General features: G+C 71.0%; 20 protein-coding genes. 12 read left to right on the forward strand and 8 right to left on the reverse strand.

Features of this window, described 5'->3' with window-relative positions:
• Window positions 1–9 precede the first annotated feature (9 nt).
• From B0I32_RS04005 to B0I32_RS04015, 3 genes are all read right to left on the reverse strand, one after another.
• Window positions 10–1,557 (reverse strand): AbgT family transporter, encoded by a 1,548-nt coding sequence (locus B0I32_RS04005; RefSeq protein WP_245955568.1) that lies wholly within the window; start codon window positions 1,555–1,557, stop codon window positions 10–12.
• A 76-nt stretch (window positions 1,558–1,633) separates the two neighbouring features.
• Window positions 1,634–3,112 carry an ATP-binding protein gene (locus B0I32_RS04010; protein ID WP_106235045.1) on the reverse strand — a complete coding sequence of 493 codons (1,479 nt, stop codon included), beginning with the start codon at window positions 3,110–3,112 and terminating at the stop codon, window positions 1,634–1,636.
• Window positions 3,109–4,758, reverse strand: a complete 1,650-nt coding sequence (locus B0I32_RS04015) for an NAD(P)/FAD-dependent oxidoreductase (protein ID WP_106235047.1) — start codon at window positions 4,756–4,758, stop codon at window positions 3,109–3,111. The genes B0I32_RS04010 and B0I32_RS04015 overlap by 4 nt, the downstream gene beginning before the upstream one ends.
• Before the next feature lie 87 nt (window positions 4,759–4,845).
• Between B0I32_RS04015 and B0I32_RS04020 the strand changes: the two genes are divergently transcribed.
• The gene (locus tag B0I32_RS04020; RefSeq protein WP_181306986.1) at window positions 4,846–5,415 is read left to right on the forward strand and encodes a TetR/AcrR family transcriptional regulator; all 570 of its coding nucleotides are present in this window, start codon (window positions 4,846–4,848) and stop codon (window positions 5,413–5,415) included.
• A 90-nt stretch (window positions 5,416–5,505) separates the two neighbouring features.
• Here B0I32_RS04020 and B0I32_RS04025 read toward each other — a convergent pair whose 3' ends face one another.
• The gene (locus B0I32_RS04025) at window positions 5,506–6,267 is read right to left on the reverse strand and encodes an SDR family NAD(P)-dependent oxidoreductase (RefSeq protein ID WP_106235051.1); all 762 of its coding nucleotides are present in this window, start codon (window positions 6,265–6,267) and stop codon (window positions 5,506–5,508) included.
• A gap of 107 nt (window positions 6,268–6,374) precedes the next feature.
• Here B0I32_RS04025 and B0I32_RS04030 point away from each other — a divergent pair, with 107 nt between their 5' ends.
• Entirely contained in the window at window positions 6,375–7,049 is a 675-nt protein-coding gene (locus B0I32_RS04030; RefSeq protein ID WP_106235053.1) for a ThuA domain-containing protein, read from the forward strand.
• Here B0I32_RS04030 and B0I32_RS04035 read toward each other — a convergent pair.
• Entirely contained in the window at window positions 7,039–7,455 is a 417-nt protein-coding gene (locus B0I32_RS04035; RefSeq protein WP_106235054.1) for a TIGR03668 family PPOX class F420-dependent oxidoreductase, read from the reverse strand. The genes B0I32_RS04030 and B0I32_RS04035 overlap by 11 nt on opposite strands.
• 140 nt (window positions 7,456–7,595) lie before the next feature.
• Between B0I32_RS04035 and B0I32_RS04040 the strand changes: the two genes are divergently transcribed.
• A complete protein-coding gene (locus B0I32_RS04040; protein ID WP_106235056.1) occupies window positions 7,596–8,483 on the forward strand; it encodes a hypothetical protein in 888 nt (295 codons plus the stop codon).
• 86 nt (window positions 8,484–8,569) lie between these two features.
• Here the strand turns inward: B0I32_RS04040 and B0I32_RS04045 are convergent, their stop codons facing one another.
• Window positions 8,570–9,190 carry a MerR family transcriptional regulator gene (locus B0I32_RS04045; protein ID WP_106235057.1) on the reverse strand — a complete coding sequence of 207 codons (621 nt, stop codon included), beginning with the start codon at window positions 9,188–9,190 and terminating at the stop codon, window positions 8,570–8,572.
• Window positions 9,191–9,205: 15 nt separating this feature from the next.
• Complete coding sequence (locus tag B0I32_RS04050; RefSeq protein WP_106235059.1) at window positions 9,206–10,054, reverse strand: LysR family transcriptional regulator; 849 nt, start codon at window positions 10,052–10,054, stop codon at window positions 9,206–9,208.
• Between the two features lie 320 nt (window positions 10,055–10,374).
• Here B0I32_RS04050 and B0I32_RS04055 point away from each other — a divergent pair, with 320 nt between their 5' ends.
• The 3 genes from B0I32_RS04055 (at window position 10,375) to B0I32_RS04065 (ending at window position 12,986) form a co-directional block, all read left to right on the forward strand.
• Window positions 10,375–11,445, forward strand: a complete 1,071-nt coding sequence (locus B0I32_RS04055; RefSeq protein WP_106235061.1) for a thiolase C-terminal domain-containing protein — start codon at window positions 10,375–10,377, stop codon at window positions 11,443–11,445.
• Between the two features lie 87 nt (window positions 11,446–11,532).
• Entirely contained in the window at window positions 11,533–12,063 is a 531-nt protein-coding gene (locus tag B0I32_RS04060) for an RNA polymerase sigma factor (protein WP_106235063.1), read from the forward strand.
• Window positions 12,060–12,986: a hypothetical protein gene (locus B0I32_RS04065; protein WP_106235064.1), complete on the forward strand. Its 927-nt coding sequence runs from the start codon at window positions 12,060–12,062 to the stop codon at window positions 12,984–12,986. Before B0I32_RS04060 ends, B0I32_RS04065 begins: the two co-directional genes overlap by 4 nt.
• Window positions 12,987–13,071: 85 nt before the next feature.
• Here the strand turns inward: B0I32_RS04065 and B0I32_RS04070 are convergent, their stop codons facing one another.
• The gene (locus B0I32_RS04070; RefSeq protein ID WP_181306988.1) at window positions 13,072–14,301 is read right to left on the reverse strand and encodes an N-acetylglucosamine kinase; all 1,230 of its coding nucleotides are present in this window, start codon (window positions 14,299–14,301) and stop codon (window positions 13,072–13,074) included.
• A 60-nt stretch (window positions 14,302–14,361) separates the two neighbouring features.
• Between B0I32_RS04070 and B0I32_RS04075 the strand changes: the two genes are divergently transcribed.
• From B0I32_RS04075 to B0I32_RS04100, 6 genes are all read left to right on the forward strand, one after another.
• Window positions 14,362–15,231: a MurR/RpiR family transcriptional regulator gene (locus B0I32_RS04075; RefSeq protein ID WP_245955569.1), complete on the forward strand. Its 870-nt coding sequence runs from the start codon at window positions 14,362–14,364 to the stop codon at window positions 15,229–15,231.
• Window positions 15,228–15,974: a sugar isomerase domain-containing protein gene (locus tag B0I32_RS04080; RefSeq protein ID WP_106235068.1), complete on the forward strand. Its 747-nt coding sequence runs from the start codon at window positions 15,228–15,230 to the stop codon at window positions 15,972–15,974. The genes B0I32_RS04075 and B0I32_RS04080 overlap by 4 nt, the downstream gene beginning before the upstream one ends.
• Before the next feature lie 170 nt (window positions 15,975–16,144).
• Window positions 16,145–17,512, forward strand: a complete 1,368-nt coding sequence (locus tag B0I32_RS04085) for a cellulose binding domain-containing protein (RefSeq protein WP_106235069.1) — start codon at window positions 16,145–16,147, stop codon at window positions 17,510–17,512.
• 82 nt (window positions 17,513–17,594) lie between these two features.
• On the forward strand, window positions 17,595–18,848 hold the full coding sequence (locus B0I32_RS04090) for an extracellular solute-binding protein (protein WP_106235071.1): 1,254 nt from the start codon (window positions 17,595–17,597) through the stop codon (window positions 18,846–18,848).
• Complete coding sequence (locus B0I32_RS04095) at window positions 18,849–19,733, forward strand: carbohydrate ABC transporter permease (protein ID WP_106235073.1); 885 nt, start codon at window positions 18,849–18,851, stop codon at window positions 19,731–19,733.
• A complete protein-coding gene (locus B0I32_RS04100; RefSeq protein ID WP_245955570.1) occupies window positions 19,730–20,548 on the forward strand; it encodes a carbohydrate ABC transporter permease in 819 nt (272 codons plus the stop codon). Before B0I32_RS04095 ends, B0I32_RS04100 begins: the two co-directional genes overlap by 4 nt.
• Window positions 20,549–20,560: the final 12 nt, after the last annotated feature.

Consider the following 20,560-nt stretch of genomic DNA (forward strand, 5'->3'; position numbering starts at 1 on the left):
AGATTCCTTTCACGAGGGAACGGGCGCTCCAGGGCCGAGCGGGATGCCGAGCCACCAGAACACGAAGAACAGCAGCGTCCAGACGACGAGCAGGGTGAACGCGAGCGGGATCGTCATGGAGGCCAGCGTGCCGATCCCGGCCGAGCGGCGGTAGCGCTGCAGGAAGCCGAGCGCCATCACGAAGTACGGGCTCATCGGCGTGATCGCGTTGGTGCACGAGTCGGCGATCCGGTAGAGGGCCTGGGTGTATTCGGGCGGGATGTCGAGCAGCATCAGCATCGGCACGAACACCGGCCCGACCAGCGCCCACTGGGCGGAGCCGCTGGTCACCACCAGGTTGATCACGGTGACCACGAGCAGGATGCCGAGGAAGACGACGGGCCCGCTCACCCCGGCGGTGCGCAGCAGGTCGGCCCCGTCGACGGCGATGATCTCGCCGATGCCGGTCCACTTGAAGTAGGCGAGGAACTGCGAGATCGCGAAGAACAGCACCAGGATGGGCGCCATCTCGCGCAGCCCGTGGGCCATGAAGCCCGGGATGTCCCTGCTGCTGGTGACGGTGCCCGCGGCCCTGCCGTACGCCCAGCCGACGGCCAGGAACGCGAGACCCAGGAAGACGGCGATCGAGGTGAGCAGCGGCGACTGCACGATGCCGCCGCCCTCGCCGCGCAACGGTGAGCCGGCCGGCAGGACGGCCGCCACCGTCGCGGCCAGGAACACCACGAGCGTGATCAGGGCGTTGCGCAGGCCCCGGCGTTCCTGAGGGCTGAGCGTCAGCGAGCCGAGATCGTCCTGCTCGGCGTCGGGATCGACGGGCAGCGACTCGACCCGGCGGGCCAGGATCCGCTCGGTCACCACCGTGATGGCCGCCGCCAGCAGCAGCGACGAGACGATGGAGAAGTAGTAGTTGGCCAGCGGCGTGACCAGGTAGGCCGGGTCGACGGTGTGGGCGGCGGCCGTGGTCAGCCCCGACAGGATCGCGTCCACCGGCGTGACGAGCGGGCTGGCGTCGTAGCCCGCCGAGATCGACACGAACGCCACCACGATGCCCAGGATCGGGCTGCGGCCCACGGCGCGGAAGGCGAGCGCGCCGAGCGGGATGAGCACCACGTACGCGGCGTCGGTGGCCACGTGGGCGATCATCCCGGTGAACGCCAGCGCGAACGTCACCCACTTCGGCGACACCTTCGCCACCCCGCCGCGCAGCACCGCGGCCAGCAGCCCCGACCGCTCGGCGACCGCGACGCCGAGCATGACGACGAGGATGGTGCCGAGCGGCGGGAACGAGGTGTAGTTCTCGATCGCGTCGCCGACCATCATCCGCACGCCCTCGACGGACAGCAGGTTCCTGGCCGCGACGGTCTTGCCCGAGGCCGGGTTGACGGCGGAGACCCCGGCCGCCGCCAGCCCCCAGCTCACCAGGCCGAGCAGCCCGCTCAGGATGACGAACAGCCAGAACGGGTGGGGCAGCCTGTTGCCCAGGCGTTCGATGCCGCCGAGCACTCTGAGGAGCGTGTTCAGTCCACGCGAACCCGCCAAGGCCTCCGACGTGCTCACCGGCCCGCCTCCTTCCCGCATTTCGGTCACCCATTACATGCGGTCAGTAAGCGTTCTGACAAGTCAGGGTCGGGAATCAGTCAGTGTTCGCGGGCTCACGCAGCGGCAGGCGTACCTCGAACCAGGTGTCACCCGGCACCGAGCGGACCTTGATCTCACCGCCGTGCCGACCGGCCACGATGCGGTAGGAGATGTCGAGGCCGAGCCCCGTGCCCTCGCCCACGGTCTTGGTGGTGAAGAACGGCTCGAAGATCCGGTCCTTGATCGCCTCCTCCACGCCGTGACCGGTGTCGCCGATCTCGACGATCGCCTCGTCCTCGTCGTGTGCGGTGCGGATGGTGAGCGTGCCCTCATCCCCCATCGCGTCGAGCGCGTTGTGGACCAGGTTGGTCCAGACCTGGTTGAGCTCGCCCGCGTAGCAGGGGATCTCGGGCAGCGTGCGGTCGTAGTCGGTGACCACGCTGATGCCGGGCGGGATCTTGCCGCGGAAGATCGCGATGGTGCTGTCGAGCAGCTCGTGCACGTCCACCTGCTGGAACGGCGCCCGGTCCATCTGGGAGTACTGCTTGGCCGAGCGGATGAGCGTGGTGATGCGCTCGGTCGCCTCGGTCACCTCGTTGAGCATCTGCGAGATCTCGATGGCCTCGGCCAGCCAGTGCAGCGCCGACGGGGTGTGCTCCTCGCCCACCTTGGCGCGGATCTTCTGCAGGTAGGCGTTGTTGAAGCCGGCGTTGACCAGCGCCGGGGTCAGCTCCCATGCGTCCTCGACGCCCAGCTCCTCCAGCGCCTCGCCCAGCTCGTCCTCGGCGTCGGACATCTCCATCGGCGAGCGCTGCGGCTGGTTGCCCAGGTTGCTCGTGCACGCCTCCTGCGCCTCGATCAGCGCGCGCAGCTTGTCGGGCGCGATGCCGGCCTCGGCCAGGTTGGCCAGCTGCATGCGCGAGTTCTTGATCAGCGTACGCAGCTCGCTCACCGCGCGCACGGCGGCCGCGGCCGGGTTGTTCAGCTCGTGCGTGAGCCCGGCCGTGATCGTGCCGAGCGCGGTCAGCCGCTGCCGCCGGTCGATGATCTCCCGCTGCATCCGCCCGCCGGACATCAGCCCGTCGAGCAGGTGCATCGCCATGGGGAACCACTCGGCCACGATGTAGGCGAACTTCCTGGCCGGCAGCATGAAGATGCGCGACGGCGCGGTGGCGCGCAGCGTGTGCTGGTAGGTCTGCGGCGCCCGGTCGCCCAGGTAGGCCGAGGTGGCGCCGCCGTAGACGCCGGGCTGGGAGGTACGCGGCATCGCGACGGTCCCGGCGCTGACCGTCTCGCTGATCATCTGGATCTCGCCGTCCAGCAGCACCGCGAAGCACTCGGCCGGCTCGCCCTGCCGCAGGACGTCCTCGTCCTGGCCGTAGGTCTGCACCCGGCCGCTCAGCGCGAGCTTGGTGAGCTGCTCGTCGGTGAGCCGCTCGAACAGGAAGAGCTTGCGCAACTCGTCGATGTCGATGCCGGGCTGGGTGGGGGCGGCGGCGGTCTCGGCGCCGCAGCCGTAATCGGTGTCGCTCATTGCTTCTCCAGGTAACGGTGCACGAGCGCGACGGCCATCGCGCCTTCCCCGACGGCGGAGGCCACCCGCTTGATCGACTCGGCGCGCACGTCGCCGGCGGCCAGCACCCCGGGCACGTTGGTCTCCAGGTAGTACGGCTCACGCCGCAGCGGCCAGTTGCGCGGCCGCCGCCCTCCCTGTACCAGGTCAGGACCCGTCAGCACGAAGCCGCGCGCGTCGCGCTCGACCGTCTCGCCCAGCCAGGACGTGTACGGCTCGGCCCCGATGAAGACGAACAGCCACTGCGCGTCCACCGTGCGCTGCTCACCTCGGGTGGACAGCGTCAGCCGCTCCAGGTGACCGCCGCCGGCGCCGCCGACGACCTGGGTCTCACAGTGCACCTCGATGTTGGGGATCGCGGCGATCTGCTCGATGAGGTAGTGAGACATGGACTTCTCCAATCCATCACTCCTCACCAACAAATGAACCTTGCTCGCGAATCCCGACAGGTAGACGGCGGCCTGGCCGGCCGAGTTGGCCGCCCCCACGATGTACACCTCGGTGTCCTTGCACGCGGGCGCCTCGGTCAGGGCGGCGCCGTAGAAGACGCCCCGGCCGACGAACTCGTCGAGGCCGGGCGCGTCCAGCCGCCGGTAGGTCACGCCGGTGGCCAGGATCACCGCGTGCGCCGCGATCTCCCCGCCGTCCTTGAACCCGACCACGCGCGCCTGCCCGCGCGGCTCCAGGCTGATCACCTTGCGCGCGGTCAGCAGCTCGGCCCCGAACTTCTGCGCCTGCCTGCGCGCCCGGTCGGCCAGCTGCTGACCGGACACGCCGTCGGGGAAGCCCAGGTAGTTCTCGATCCTGGAGCTCTGTCCTGCCTGCCCGCCCGAGGAGTAGGCCTCCACCAGCACGGTCTTGAGCCCTTCCGAGGCTCCGTAGACGGCGGCGCCGAGCCCGGCCGGGCCGCCGCCCACCACGATCAGGTCGTAGAAGTCGGTGGCCGGCGTCGTGGACAGGCCCACCGCCGTGGCCAGCGTGGCCTGGTCGGGCGACTCCAGCGTCTCGCCGTCGGAGGTCACCACCAGCGGCAGATGGCAGCCCTCGCCCGCCGCCTTCACCAGCTGCGCGCCCTCGGGGTCCTCGGCCAGCATCCACTGGTACGGGACGTGGTTGCGGGCCAGGAAGTCACGCACCTTGTACGACTGCGCCGACCATCGGTCACCCACCACCCGCAGCTCGGTCCGCTCGATCCGCTCCGTGCGCAACCAGGCGTCGAGCTGGCCGTCGATCACCGGATAGAACTTCTCCTCGGGCGGATCCCAAGGTTTGAGCAAATAATGGTCCAAATCCACCACATTGATGGCCTGAATCGCCGCGTCGGTGTCGGCATAGGCAGTCAGCAGCACCCGGCGCGCGTACGGGTACAGATCCATGGCGGCCTCAAGGAACTGCACCCCGTTCATCTGCGGCATGCGGTAGTCGGCCAGGATCGCCGCCACCTCGTCACCCCGCAGCCGCATCTCCTTCACCGCGTCAATGCCGTCTCTGGCCGTCTCCGCGCGGACGATGCGGTATTCCTGCCCGTAGCGGCGTCTCAGGTCACGGGCGACCGCCCGCGAGACGCCTGGGTCGTCGTCCACCGTCACGATGACCGGCTTGTCCATCTCCCGTACGCCCTTTCCGTGGTCTCCCTCAGTTGAAGGATGTCATGTACGCCGGTGTGGGTGAGCACACGCTCATATCATGGGCGGATGGGCACACGCGATCGCATCATCGACGCCGCTGAGCAGGCGATTCACGAGTTCGGCATCGCGGGCGCCACCACCCGGCGGGTCGCCGGCCAGGCCGGTTGTTCCGAGGCGCTGCTCTACAAGCACTTCGCCAGCAAGGAGGAGCTCTTCCTGGCCGTGCTGCTGGAGCGGATGCCCGCGCTCGGCCCCGCCCTGTCGCGGCTGCGGCTGAGCGTCGGGGAGGGCGACGTGAGCGCCAACCTGACCGCGTTCACGGCGATGGCCCTGGAGTTCTACACCAGGGCGGCGGCCATCGCCGGGGGAGTGCTGGCCGATCCGCCGCTGCTGACCGGGTTCAGGAAGATGCTGGCCGAGGCCGGCTCCGGCCCGCACGTGCCGATCGAGGCGCTGGCCGAGATCCTGCGGGCCGAGCAGCGGGCCGGGCGGATCGACCCGGCCGTCGACGCGGGGGCGGCCGCGGCGATGCTGATGGGCGCCTGCTTCCACCGGGCCAACCTGGCGAACTTCGTGGACCTGCCCGACGACGACGAGACCTGGGCGGCCGCGATCGTCGGCACGCTCGTCAGGTAGCCCCCGTCAGGTAGCCCCCGTCAGGTAGCCCCCGTCAGACAGCTCCCGTCAGACAGCTCCCGTCAGACAGCTCCCGTCAGACAGCTCCCGTCAGGCGATGACGTGGGCCTCGCCGCCGTCCACCAGGAGCGAGACCCCGTTCACGAACGAGGCCCTGTCACTGGCCAGGAACGCCACCACGTCCCCGACCTCCTCGGGCTGCCCGACCCGCCCGACCGGAATGTCCTCGCCGCGCTGACGCAGCGCGTCGGCGTCGCCGGCCAGGGCGCGCAGCCGCTCGGTCTCGATGGGTCCCGGCATCACGTTGTTGACCAGCACGCCGTCGCGGCCCACCTCGCGGGCCAGCGTGCGGACGAGGCCGGCCACGGCCGGGCGCAGCGCGTTCGACAGCGCCAGCCCGTCGAGCGCCTCGCGGGCCGCCCGGCCGGTGATCGTGACGATCCGCCCCCAGCCGCGCGAACGCATCTCCGGCAGCACGGCGTGCGCCAGGCGTACGGTGCCGAGCAGGTTGCGCTGGACGGCCACGTCCCAGCCGTCGAGCCCCACCTCGTCGAAGCGCCCGGCGGGCGGCCCGCCCGCGTTGGCGACGAGAATGTCGATCGGCCCGAGCACCTCGCGCGTCTCCTCGACCACCCGCCTGGCGGCGGCCGGATCCTCCACGTCGGCCAGCACGGCGTGCACGACCTTGCCGAACTCCTGCAGCTCCACGACCGCGTCGGCGAGCTTCTCCGGGTCGCGGGCGCTGACGCAGACGTCGCAGCCCTCGCGTGCGAGGCTCTTGGCCGCGGCGAGTCCGAGACCCGCGCTGCCACCGGTGACGAGGGCGACCTTGCCCGAGATGCCGAGATCCATACGGGCGACTATAGATCGTGTGCCCGGTGGATCCGGCCCAGGCACACGCGTGCGCGCTTGTCGGCGCACGGGTGGAAATGCCGCGGTAACCGTGATGAGCTTGGCGAGTGGCGAGAAATCTGATCCTGTCAGGAGGCCTGTTCCACGACTTCGCCGCCACGTCGGCCGCGCTGGCCGAAGTGCTGGCCGAGGTTGGGGTCGAGTCGGAGATCACCGAGGACATCGCGGGTGCGCTGAGCGAGCCGTCCGAGGTCCAGCTCATCACGGTCAACGCGCTGCGCTGGCAGATGGACCAGGACCGCTTCGCCGACCTGCGCGACGAGTGGCGCTTCGCCTTACCCGCGCAGGCGCGCACCACCCTCCTCGACCACCTCGACCGGGGCGGCGGGCTGCTGTGCATGCACGCGGCGGCGATCTGCTTCGACGACTGGCAGGGCTGGCCGCGCGTGCTGGGCGGCTGCTGGACGTGGCCGAAGTCGCACCATCCGCCGCTGGGCTGGACGGGCGTGCGCGTGCACGGCACGCATCCGGTGGTGGAGGGGCTGCGCGACTTCGACGTGGTGGACGAGGTCTACAGCGACCTCGACGTGCTGCCCGACGTCGAGCCGCTGGCCTCGGCCAACGGCCAGCCGCTGGTCTGGGCCCGGCCCGTGCGCAGGGGCCGGGTGTTCTACGACGCTCTAGGGCACGACACGCGGTCGTACGACAACGAGATCCACCGGACGATGTTGCAGCGGGCCGCCATGTGGCTGCTGAAGCGGCCGGTGACGATCATGGACTAGCCGACCAGCCGCTCCACCTGGTCACCTCGACGAGGATGACGGGCCCCTCGGGGCGGCGTTCGCGGTAGGGGGCGTACCTGGCCGCCAGCGCGTCGAGCGCCCGTTCCCTGGGCCCGCCGTCCGCCATGACCGAGGCCAGGCCGTCGGCGCGCACCCACCACAGGCGCGTCCAGTCGTCCTCGTAGTGGTCGGCGAGCAGGCTGACGGCGGGGTTCGCGGCGATGTCGCGCAGCCGCGCGAGATCCATGGTCGTCTTCGGCTTGTGGTCGACGGCCGTCACCACCTGCTCGCCCATCAGCGCGAACGTCACGGGCACCACACGCGGCGTCCCGTCGCGCGCCATCCTGGCCAGGCGGGCCACCGGCTGCGCGCCGAACCTGGCCCGCCAGGCCGCCGGCTCGGTCATGATCCCACTGTACGGGGCCGCTTTCAGTCGGGCGTGTCCGGCGTACGTGGCCCGCACCCGGCGGGGGTGTCCCCCGCTCTCGCTGGGGTGTGTCCGGAACCTGCAAGACCGAGCGGCGGCGATCTGGGCACGATGACCGCATGAACGTGAACCTTGCCGCGATCCCCGGCTTCATGGCCGGGCACGCGCGCGTCCTCGACCGCCGCCGCTACGACCTGTTCATGGGGGAGGGCAGCGCGCAGGGCGTCCTCGCGGCGCTGGACGGCTACCGCAACCCGGACGGCGGCTACGGCTGGGGCCTGGAGCCCGACCTGCGCACCCCCGAGAGCCAGCCCGGCGCGGCCCTGCACGCCTTCGAGGCGTTCGCCGAGGTCGCCCCGGTCACCTCGCCGCACGCCGCGGCGCTGTGCGACTGGCTGGAGGAGATGACGCTGCCCGACGGCGGGCTGCCGTTCGCCCTTCCGGTCAGGGTGCCTGCCGCCACCGCGACCTGGTGGGCGAGCGGTGACCCCGGAACCTCCTCCCTGCAGATCACCGCCGTGTCGGCGGCGGCCGCGCACCGCGTCGCGGCGCACGACCCCGCCGTGGCCGGGCATGCGTGGCTGGAGCGGGCCACCCGCTACTGCCTCGACACGATCCAGAACCTGGAGGGCATGCCGCACGCGTACGTGCTGTCCTTCGCCCTGCACTTCCTCGACTCCGTGTACGACACCCAGCCCCGAGCGGCCGACCTGCTCAAGCGGCTCGGCGCCTACGTCCCCGAGGACGGCAGGGTGCCGGTCGAGGGCGGCACCGAGAACGAGTCCCTGCGGCCCCTGGACTTCGCCCCGCTTCCCGGCCGGCCCGTCCGTGAGTTGTTCGAGCCCGACGTGATCGCGGCCGACCTGGTCCGGCTGGCGGGGGAGCAGCAGGACGACGGCGGGTGGACGGTGGACTACGCGCGCTTCTCGCCGGCCGGGTCGCTCGAATGGCGCGGGGCCGTCACGGTCGGCGCCGTGCGGATCCTGCGCGAGAACGGCCTCCTCTGAGCCGCTCACCAGCGTGTTCCGGGCGGCGGGTCGGGCCCAAAGGGTCGGGCTCAGCGGGTCGGGCTCGGCGTGCCGGGTGGCGGGTTTCAGTGGGTCATGCGGCGGGCCGACTCCGACTCCTGGGCCATCCGGCGCAGCGCGTCGAAGGCCCGGCCGTACAGGACCGTGCCGAGCACCAGGGCCTCGACGGCGGCGTCGCGCGGCCCGTCGAACGGGATGGTGCCCATCTCCACCTCGGCGACCAGCTTCCGCGCGGCCTCGGCGTACGGGGCCAGGTCGATCGACACGCCGAGCTGGCGCATCCTGACGATGGTCTGGGCCAGCTCGTCTCGGGTGGGCGCGTCGGAGTGGACGTCCCAGCCCAGCTCCTCGACCAGGGCGTCCACGTCGGCGCGGGCGGCCTGCCACTCCTCGTCGGGCTCGGGCTCGACGGCGGGGCTGAGCGCGTAGTGGGCGGTGCCCAGCATCTCGTGCGTGGGCAGCGACTCGTCCTCGACGGACTCGATGACCTTCTTGATCGAGGCCACCGACAGCCGGCCGACCTCCAGCAGGGCGCGGATCATGCGTAGCCTGCGCAGGTGCGTCCCGTCGTACTCGGCCCTGGTCGCGGCGGTCTGCTCGCCCTGGTGGAGCATGCCCTCGCGCAGGTAGTACTTGATCGTCGGGATGGCCACGCCTGACCTGGCACTGAGCTCGGAGATGCGCATCGTTAGATATTAACGCTATCCAGAGCGTGCCAGGTGCCGCGCCGCGCTCACCAGCTCCTGCACCTCGGACTGGCGGTTCCAGAGGAAGACCACTTCGAGGGGCGGAACATCCTCTTTTATGGGGGTAAAGACTAGCGTGTCGGGAATTGTCGTGCCTTCTCGTACACACAGGGCGTAGCCGGCGCCCTCCCGCACCATGCTGATCACCAGGTCGTGGGTGGCCGCCGACGGGCCCAGGCGGGGATGGAGGCGGTGCCGGACGAAACCCTCCAGGAACCTGCGCGCCCCGGCCACCGCGTCCGACTCCGGCATGACCAGCGGCTCGGCGGCCAGGTCGGCCAGCGACACCGTCTCGTGCGCGGCCAGGTGGTGCTCCCGGTGCAGCAGCGCGTGCACGGGGAAGCGGTGGATGAGCATGCGGGCCACGCCTCTGGGCAGCGAGCCGGGCGCGTAGCCGAGTCCCGCCTGCAAGGTGCCGTCGGCGATCGAGACGATCTGCTCGGCCGTCCCCATGGGCGCCACGCGCAGGCGGCCGCCGTGCACCTGCGACAACAGGCGGGCCACCACGTCGGCCAGCCCGTCGGCCACGCCCAGGCGGGCGGTCTCCCCCTTGCTCCTGGCCGCCGCCACCGCGCGCTCGAAGGCGTCCACCGCCACGGTGGCCTGGGCCAGGAACGCCTCGCCCGCCTCGGTGAGCTGCACCCCGCTCGACGAGCGGCTGAACAGCTCGACGCCGATCTCCTTCTCCAGGGCTCTCAGCTGCTCCGACAGCGTCGGCTGCGCGATGTGCAGCGCGGCGGCGGCCCGGCGCAGGCTGCCCGCGCGCGCGATCGCCATGGCGTACCGGACATAGCGTAGATCCATCGCCCCACCTCGGCCTGATGATGATGGGCTATCGGTAGATCACACCTCCGTATTACAAGAGGCGGTAGCTCCCGTGAAGGTTCCAGTTACCTTCGAATAGTGATATTTCCGGGCAAAATGGTGAAACGTGCTGGTGAGATCGGGTCCGCAGCCTGACCCGAGGTGCGCCGCGGACGGTTGACGGCGTGGGAAATCGCGATTGCGGCCGTCCGTAACCCGGGGAATGAAGGGCTTCAGTGTCCTGAGCAAGCGCTTGTGCGGGACGATGCGGGCCGGTTAGCGTGGCGGCAGGACGCCCGTACGGGCCCGGAGGAGGTGGCATGCAGCCTTTCGCGGGCCGGGCGTCCGTGGCGGGGATCGGGATGACGCCCCTGACCAGGAACTCCGGGCGCACCGAGCTGGAGCTGGCGGCCGAGGCGGGCCGGGCGGCGTGCGCCGACGCCGGCATCGCCCCCCGCGAGGTCGACTGCGTGCTCAGCTACCACATGAACGACTCCGCCCCCGTCGTCCAGGTCGCCAGGGCCCTCGGGATCGAGCGGCTCGGCTGGCACAACGACATCGCCGGCGGCGGCACGCAGACGGCCTCGATTCTCGGCGACGCGGCCATGCTCATCCACGCGGGGCTGGCCCGCAACGTCCTCGTCTACCGGGCGCTCAACGGGCGCTCCGGCAGGCGCATGAACGCCGTCTCCACCGGGCCGCAGGAACGCTTCACGTACGGGCTCGCCGGGCCCATCCCGATGTTCGCCCTGGCCGCCACCCGCTACCTGCACGACACCGGGCTCACGGCCGAACATCTGCACGCCGTCGTCGCCCAGTCCAGGGAGAACGCCGCGACCAACCCTCGCGCGCTGCGCCGCGAGCCGCTGACCCTGGCCGACTACCTGTCCAGGCCGTACGTGTGCACCCCCTTGCGCACGGCGGACTGCTGCCAGGAGACCGACGGAGCCTGCGCCCTGCTGGTCAGCGGCGTGCTCGACGGGCCGCGCGTGCGGGCGGTGGTGCGCGGCGGCGGGCCGGGTTGCTCCTCGATGGACCGCGCGCCGGACGTCACCGCCGTCTTCTCGGCGTACGTGGCGCCCATGCTCTGGGAGGCGTCCGGGCTGCGGCCCTCCGACGTGGACGTGGCGCTGCTCTACGACGCCTACTCATGGCTGGTCCCCCGGCAGTTGGAGGACTTCGGGCTGGCCGGGCGCGCGGAGCTGGGGGCGTACCTGCTGGAGCGCCGGCACGCCTGGGTCAACCCGCACGGCGGGCTGCTCTCGGAGGGTTACGTGCACGGGCTGAACAACGTGGCCCAGGCCGTGCGCGAGCTGCGGGCCGGGCGCGAGGTGGCGCTGGTGACCGGGTTCGGCGGCAGCTACGGAAGCGCGGCCCTGCTCACCCGGTGACATTTCATCGGAAATGCTGACCCTTGGCGAGACATGTACGGGATGTTCCGATCCCGCAAGCAAGGAGATTGACCATGGGGTTCGCCCGTGGATGACCGGAGAAGCCGGTTCGAAGCCGTCTACAGACAGACGTACGAGCAGATCCTCGGCTACGCCCTGCGCCGCTGCGACTCACCCGAGGACGCGGCCGACGTGGTGGCGGAGACGTTCGCCGTCGCCTGGCGCCGCGCCGACGCGCTGCCGCCCGGCGGCGAGGCCAGGCTCTGGCTGTACGGGGTGGCCAGGAACGTGCTGGCCAACCACCGGCGCGGCGTGGCCAGGCACCGGCTCAGAAGCGTGGAGCTCGACGCCGACGTCGCCGACCTGTACTCCTCCTCACCCGAGGGCAGCGTCGAACTCGGCGCCATCGCCCGCGCGCTCCGCGACCTGCCCGAGGCCGACAGGGAGCTGATCTCCCTGGTCGCCTGGGAAGGGCTGGATCACGGGGAGATCGCCAAGGTGCTCGGCTGCTCGCGCAACGCCGTCCGCATCAGGCTCTACCGGGCGCGCAAGCGCCTGACCAAGGCATTGACCGTGGCCGGAGTGGCCGTCCCCCGTTTCGTCATGGAGTCAGCATGAACCAGTTGAAGAACCTCGCCCGGGTCCGCGACGAGGACCTCGCCGGCCAGGCGTCCGGCGCGGGGGCGCGGGCGCTGCTCGCCGCCGTCACCGCCGAGGAGCCGGAGTCCCGCCCGGAGCCGGGACTCCGCCCGGCGGCCAGGACGCGCCGCACCCGCCGCGTCCTCGCCGGCGCGCTGGCGGCCGGTGCGCTCGCCGCCGCGGCCGTCGTCGGCCCGGCCGTCCTGGGTACGGAGGGCATCGCCACCTCCTATGCCAACTCGGCCATGGACATCCGGCTCGAGGGCGACTACTACGTGGCCGTGATCAAGAATCCGCTGGCCGACTACGCCGAGTTCACCGAGGGCTTCAAGGCGGTCGGCCTGAACGTACGGTTGCAGCCGGTGCCGTCCTCGCCCGGCCAGGTCGGCGAGGTCACCGGCGTGACCGCCGGCCCCGGCATCGCTGTTTCGCACCCGAACGAGGACCGCAGGATCGGCACCGGCACCTCCCCGGCCGGCTGCGACCTCGCGACCAGCGGCTGCTCGATGACCGTGCTGGTACGCCGCGACTACCAGGGCGACGGCGTGGTCAAGCTGGGCCGGCCGGCCAGGGCGGGGGAGAAGTACCAGAACATGCGGCCGGCCACCGCCGAGGGCGAGATGCTCGAAGGCTTCCGCGTCGACGAGAAGACCGTCGGCGAGGTGCGCGCCGAGGTCGACCGGCGCGGGCTGAAGGCGGTCTACGAGGTCATCACGCCCGTGCCCGGCGGCGACGGGTGGCGCGTCGACCCGGCCGAGCAGACGGCCGAGGTGGGCGACGACTGGATCGTGTGGGAGGCCCGATCGGAGCAGCCGGGCGTGGTGCGGCTGCAGGTCACCGAGGAACGCCTGCCGAAGAACCCGATCTACGGCGGCCCGAAGCCATCCACCTTCGACAGCTGACCTACGTCGGCGCCGCACCTCAGCCGGAGGGGACCGCGGGCTGGAAGGGGTGTCAGCGGCAGGCATCTCGGCCCGGATGGACACCTCAGCCGGAGGGGTGGACGAAGCGGGGATGGCGCGCCCGCGCCTCCCTCCGGCTGAGGAACGGCCGCGCGGCCAGCCACGCCGCCGCCCCCGCCACATCATCCGCCACGACCAGCGCCACTCCATCCGGCCTCGCCACGCCAGGCGCTGCCCCGACCGGGGCCGCCCCGTCTGGTGTTGCCACGCCCCGCGTCGCCACGCCGGGCACCGCCCCGACCGGTGCCGCCACATCCGGCGTTGCCACGTCCGGGGTCACCACATCCCGCACCGTCACGCCCGCCGCATTCGCATGCGCCGCCGGCGTGGCGGCGGTGGGTTCGGGGAGTGCCCGCAGGGTTTCCCGTATGGCCTGGCGTACCGCCTCGCGGATCGGGCCGCCGGTGGTGAGTACGCTGCCAGCCAGGACGATCGGCAGGCCGGGCTCGTAGACCTCGGCCACGGTTCCGGCCAGCCGGGAGGCCGCCGCCGTGACGATGGAGAGGGCCAGTGGGTCGCCGTCGCCGGCCGCCCGGCTCACCAGCGGGGCCAGTTCGGCCAGTGCGAGTGGCGGGCGTGCGTACACCGCCGCCGCCAACCGCGCCACCGGATCCTCGCCCAGCCCCTCGGGCACCAGGTGCCGCACGACCATCCCCACGAGCCCACCGCCACCCGTGCAGCCCGCTGCCCCGGCGTTCGGAGCGCCGTTCGCCGTCGTCCAGGTGCTCGGAGGGCCGCTCGCCGTGGGACCGGTGGCGTCGAGGGCGCGGATCGTGGTGCGGGCGGCGGCGCGGCCGAGCCAGAAGGCGGAGCCCTCGTCGCCCAGCTGCCAGCCGTACCCGTCGGCGGTCGCGGTCGCGCGATGGCCGGTAATTTTTGCCGCGATGGCCCCCGTTCCCGAAATGAGCACGGTCCCCGAGTCCTCCGCCGTGCCGGCCGCGAAGGCGGTCACGATGTCGCCGACGGCCGCGGCGGGGGTGCCGGGCAGCAGGTCGCCGACGACGCGTTCCACCAGCTTCGCGCACGACTCCGGATGCCCCGCCAGCCCCACGACCACGGCCGCCACCTGCGACGGATCGGCTCCCGCCAGGGCCGAGCCGATGGCGGCGGTCAGGTTGGCGGCCGCCTGGTCCAGGCCCAGCGCCCCGGGATTGGCCCCGCCCGCGCGCCCGCGCCGCACCGGCGCGCCCTCCATCGTGAACAGCGCCGCGCGGGAGGACGTGCCTCCGGCGTCGACGCCCAGCACCAGTCGCATGTCAAAAATTATTGCCGATAAGCCTTGACGGCACCACCTGCTGAGCATAATTATCACCGCGTGGAACTCCTCAACCGCATCAGGGCCGAACAGCACGACATGCCGGAGGCCCTGCGCAAGGTCGCCGACGCCATCCTCGGCGCGCCCGCCGATGCGGCCCGGCTGACCATCGTCGACCTGGCCGAGCGGAGCGGGACGTCCACCGCCACCATCACCCGTTTCTGCCGCGCCCTGGGTTTCACGGGCTACGCCGAGCTGCGCGTGGCGCTGGCCACCGACACGGGCCGGGTGGCGCAGCAGACCTGGGAGACCGACATCGGCCAGGAGATCCTGCCCGACGACAGCCTCGAACGCGTGCTGGGCGTCGTGTCCGGCAACGACATCCGCCTGATCCAGGAGACCCGCGACCAGCTCGACTTGGCCGTGGTCGAGAAGGCCGCGCAGGCCGTGGCCAGGGCGGGGCGGGTGCTGCTTTTCGGGGTGTCGAGCAGCGCGGCCGTGGCCAGCGAGATGGAGTACCGGCTGCAACGCATGCGGGTGCCGACGTGGAGCCGGTCCGACGCACACAGCGCGCTCACCGACGCGGCGCTGCTCGGCCAGGGCGACGTGGCGATCGGGATCTCCCACAGCGGCAGGACCCGCGAGGTCATCGAGGTGCTCGCGGAGGCGGGCAGCCACGGCGCGATCACCGTGGCGGTCACCTCGCAGCCGAGATCGCCGCTCGCGGAGGTGGCCGAGCTGGTGCTGACCACCGCCAGCAGGGCGACGAGCTTCCGCTCCGAGGGGTTCGCCGCGATCCACTCGCAGCTGCTGGTGCTCGACGTCGTGTACGTGTCCGTGGCTCAGCAGACGTACGAGCGGACGAAGCAGGCGTTCGACGTCACCGTCCGCGCCGTGGCGGGACACCGCCTACCAGAAGGGGATATATGACGATAGAGCCGCAAGAGTTCGTCGAGCACATCGCTCGCCTCGTACGGACGATCCCGGAAGATCCGGAGATCACCCGTGCCGCCGACCTCTTCACCAAGTCGCTCACCGCGGGCGGCATCATCCAGGCGTTCGGCTCGGGCCACTCCGAGGCGGTCGCCATGGAGATCGCCGGCCGGGCCGGCGGGCTCGTCCCCACCAACCGGCTCGCCCTGCGCGACATCGTCCGGTACGGCGACGCGCCCCGCTCCGAGCTCGACCGCTACGACCTCGAACGTGACCCCTCGATCGCCCGCACCATCCTCGACCTGGCCCCCGTCCAGCCGCACGACCTGTTCGTGATCATCTCCAACTCCGGCGTGAACGGCGTCGTCGTCGAGCTCGCCACCCTCGTCAAGGAACGCGGTCACGACCTGATCGCGATCACCTCGCGGGCCCACGGCGACGCCTCCACGTCCCGTCACCCGTCGGGGCGCAAGCTCACCGACCTGGCGGACGTCGTCCTGGACAACCACGCCCCGTACGGCGACGCGATCCTGCCCCTGCCAGGCGGGGGCGCGACCGGAGCCGTCTCCACCATCACCTCCGCCCTGCTGGCCCAGCTGGTCGTCACCCGCACGGTGCGGAACCTGCTCGAAGCCGGCGAGGTGCCGCCCGTCTACCTGTCGGCCAACGTCCCCGAGGGCGACGCGCACAACCTCGGCCTGGAGGCGCGCTACGCGGGCCGCATCCGCCGCGGCGCCTGACACCTCACACCTGACGCTTCCCAGCCCTGGCCGCCCCCTCACCCGCCATCACCCCCCGGCCATCACCCCTCATCACGGCCTCTCCGCGTCAGCTCCTCAGCACGTCATCACCTCTGCTCGGCATGCACGAAATTCGGGGGCCGTACAAACCGCAAGGGAGAACCCCGCCCATGTCCCGAAATTTCGGAAAACTTCTGCTGTCCTTAGGACTCTCCTCCGTCCTGGTCGGCGCCACCCTGGTCGCCACGCCGGCCGCCGCCGCCCAGGCGGTCCGCCTGCAGTACCGCACCAGCGCGCCCGGCGCCACCACCGCCCAGGCCGAGCCCTGGCTGCGGCTGCACAACGACGGCACCACCACGATCCCGCTCAACCAGGTCAAGATCCGCTACTACCTCACCGGCGCCGAGACCTACCGGTTCGCCTGCTCCTGGGCCGTGATCGGATGCGCCACGATCAACGGTCAGTTCGTCCGCCAGCAGGGCAACGACCAGTACCTGGAGGTGGGCTTCAGCTCGGGCAGCCTGGCATCGGGCCAGAACACCAGCGACATGCAGCTGCGCTTCTACCGCGCGGACTGGCAGACGTTCACCCAGAGCGACGACTACTCCTACGGCTCCCAGACGTCCTACGCCGACTGGGACAAGATCGCCGTCTACGTGAACGGTCAGCTCGCCTGGGGCAAGCCGACGGGCACCGAGCCCGACCCCGACCCCGATCCCGATCCGGACCCGACCGATCCTCCCGGCGGCGCGGGTGAGCTGTTCGACGACTTCACCTACACGGGCTCCAGCGACCCGCGGCTGACCCAGCGCGGCTGGACGGTCCGCTCCAGCTCAGGAGGGCCGGGCGTGCCCGGCGCGACCTGGTCGCCGGCGGGCGTCTCGTTCCCCGGCGGCCTGCTGACGCTCGACTCCTCGACGAACGGCACCGCCGCGGGCACCGTGCAGACCGAGCTGTCCACCGCGAGCCGCAAGTTCCGTGAGGGTACGTACGCCGCCCGCGTGCGCTTCAGCGACGCCCCCACCAGCGGCCCCGACGGCGAGCACGTGGTGCAGACGTTCTTCACCATCACCCCGCTGCGCTACAACCTGGACCCCGACTACGGCGAGCTCGACTTCGAGTACCTCCCGAACGGCGGCTGGGGCGAGCCCGGCAACATCCTCTACGCCACGAGCTGGGAGACCTACCAGGCCGAGCCCTGGCAGGCGGTGAACACCCACACCGAGGAGCGCGCGAGCTTCGCCGGCTGGCACGACCTGGTCATCCAGGTGTCGGGCGGGCGGATGAAGTATTACGTGGACGGCCGCCTTTTTGCCGACCACGGTGACATCTACTATCCCGAGACGCCGATGTGGATCATGTTCAACCAGTGGTTCATCGATCTGCAGGGAGCCTCGGGGACCCGTACGTACCGGCAGCAGGTGGACTACCTCTACCACAGCAAGAACGAGGTCGTCGCGCCCTCCGTCGTGACCAGCAGGATCAACGCCCTGCGCGCGGCCGGCACCGCCTTCAAGGACACCGTCCCCAACCCGTGACCCGCCTCCCGGCACCGTCCCGCGCCCGCCTTCCGTGCGGGCGCGGGCGCCTCCCGTCGGGCACCCCCACCGAAGGATCGCCATGAGAAACCGCATCCTGGCCCTGGCCGCCGTGTTCGCGCTGGCCGCCTGCGGAGCCGCCGAGGAGCCCGGGCAGCAGCAGGCCGCGGGCCCCGTGAAGCTGACCGTCTGGATCATGGACGGCAGCGTCACGCAGGAACTGCTGAAGAAGTTCGAGACCGAGTACGAGGCCGCCCACCAGGGCGTCGACCTGGACATCCAGATCCAGGCGTGGGACGGCATCGGCGAGCGCGTCACCGCCGCGCTGGCCAGCACCGACGCCCCCGACGTGATCGAGGTGGGCAACACCCAGGTCGCCCAGTACTCCGCCAGCGGCGGCGTCAGCGACCTGAGCGCCAAGGTGGCGGACCTGAAGGGCGAGGACTGGCTGCCGGGACTGGCCCAGCCGGGCAAGATCGACGGCAAGCAGTACGGCATCCCGTGGTACGCCGCGAACCGCGTCGTGGTCTACAACAAGGACCTGTTCAAGGCGGCCGGCATCACGGAGCCACCGAAGACCCGGGACGAATGGATAGAAGTCACAGAAAAACTCAATAAAGGTGGTAACCAGGGCATCTATCTGACCGGTCAGACCTGGTACGCCCTGGCCGGCTTCGTCTGGGACGAGGGCGGCGACCTGGCGGTCCAGGAGGGCGGCAAGTGGAAGGGCGCGCTCGACACGCCCCAGGCACTGGCCGGCATGGACTACTACCAGCGCCTCCAGGCCCTCGGCAAGGGCCCCAAGGACGCCGACGAGGCCAACCCGCCGCAACACGAGGTGTTCGCGCAGGGCAAGGTCGGCCAGATCATCGCCGTGCCGGGCATCGCCGCCCGCGTCCTGGAGGTGGACGACAAGCTCAAGGACAAGATGGGCTTCTTCCCCATCCCGGGCAAGACGGCCGACAAGCCGGGCACCGTCTTCACCGGCGGCTCCGACCTGATCATCCCGGTCGCCTCGCAGCGGCAGGAGCAGGCGTACGAGGTGGTCAAGGCGCTGGCCGGCGAGCAGTTCCAGACGGAGCTGGCCAAGGCGATGAGCTTCGTGCCGAACCGTACCTCGCTGGCCGGCGTGCTCGCGGGCGACGAGGGCACCGCCGCCATGGCCGTCGGCGCCGCCAACGGCCGGGCCACCCCGAACACCCCCAACTGGGCCGCGGTCGAGGCCACCTCGGTGATCAAGCAGTACATGACCGCCGTGCTCACCGGAGGAGACCCGGCCGCGGAGGGCAAGAAGGTGTCGGAGTCGATCACGACCACGCTGAACAGCGGATCCTGAATGCCCGCCAGGAACCGCTCACTCTGGCCCTACCTGCTCATCGCGCCCACGGTGGCGGGCGGGGCCTTCCTCCTGCTCTATCCGCTGCTCAAGGCGGCGGTGATCTCGTTCCAGCACTTCCGCATGGGGGAGCTGATCAGAGGCGGGGCGGTGTTCGCCGGCCTGGAGAACTACACGGAGCTGCTGACCGGCGCCGAGTTCTGGCAGGTGCTGCTGCGCACGGTCGTGTGGACCGCGATCAACGTGGTGCTCATCGTGGTCCTCGGCACGGGCATCGCCCTCATGCTCCCGCGCCTGCGCCGCGGCCTGCGGCTGGCCCTGATGAGCGCGCTGGCGCTGGCCTGGGCCACGCCGATCATCGCGGCCACCACGGTCTTCCAGTGGCTGTTCCAGTCGGAGCTGGGCGTGGTCAACTGGGTGCTGGTCACGCTCGGCCTGGACCAGTTCCAGGGTTACACCTGGTTCGCCGACGGCACGGCCACGTTCGCCGTGCTCGTCATCCTGGTCGTGTGGCAGTCGGTCCCGTTCGCCGCGCTCACCCTGTACGCCGGGCTCACCACGATCCCGGTGGAGCTGTTCGAGTCGGCCAGGATCGACGGCGGCACCGGCTGGCAGGTGTTCTGGAAGGTCACCTTCCCCATGCTGCGGCAGCTCTTCGCGCTGATCGCCGCGCTCGAGGTGATCTGGGTGGCCAAGTGCTTCCCGCAGATCTGGGTGCTCAGCCAGGGCGGCCCCGACGGCGCCACGACCACTCTGCCCGTCTACGCGTTCAAGGTCGCCCGGGTCCTGCACCGCTACGACCTCGGCTCGGCGGTGGCCATGCTGACGGTGCTCATCCTCGCCGTCGCCCTGATCAGCAATCTGCGTCGGATGGTGCGCTCGTGAAGCGGTTCATGCTCAACGCGGCGGCGGTCGCCGTGCTGGTGACGACGATCTTCCCGGTCTACTGGATGTTCCTGACCGCGTTCAAGCCGACCAGGGACATCCAGTCGGACACCCCGACGTTCTGGCCCGCCCATCCCACCCTCGACCACTTCGTCACCGCGATCAACGCGCCGGGCTTCTGGACCTACTGGCGCAACAGCCTGCTCGTCACGGTCGGGGCGGTGCTGATCGCGCTGGTGGTGGCGATGCTGGCGGCGTTCGCGGTGACCAGGATGTCGTGGCGGGGCAAGGGCGCGTTCGTGGTGGCGGTGTTCGCGGCGCAGATGGCGCCGTGGGAGGCGCTGCTGGTGCCGGTGTTCATCATCGCCCGCGACACTCAACTGCTGGACTCGCTGGCCATGCTGACCGGCGTGTACTTCATGATCACGCTGCCGTTCACGATCGTGACGCTGCGCGGGTTCCTGGCCGCCATCCCGGTGGAGCTGGAGGAGGCGGCGCAGGTGGACGGCTGCAGCCGGCTGACCGCGTTCCGCCGGGTGGTCTTCCCGCTGCTCGCTCCCGGGCTGATGGCGACCTCCCTGTTCGGGTTCATCACGGCCTGGAACGAGTTCGCGTTCGTCAACGTGCTGATCATCAAGGATCAGGACAGGCGCACGCTGCCGGTGTGGCTGTCGTCGTTCAGGGACGTGTTCGGCACGGACTGGGGCGCCACGATGGCCGCGGCCAGCCTGTTCGCGCTGCCCGCGCTGCTGCTCTTCCTCTTCCTGCAACGCCGGGTAGGCACCGGGATGACGGCGGGAGCGGTCAAGGGCTGACCCCGACGGCGT

It is taken from the genome of Nonomuraea fuscirosea (genome assembly GCF_003001935.1).
In the GTDB taxonomy this organism is placed as follows: domain Bacteria; phylum Actinomycetota; class Actinomycetes; order Streptosporangiales; family Streptosporangiaceae; genus Nonomuraea; species Nonomuraea fuscirosea.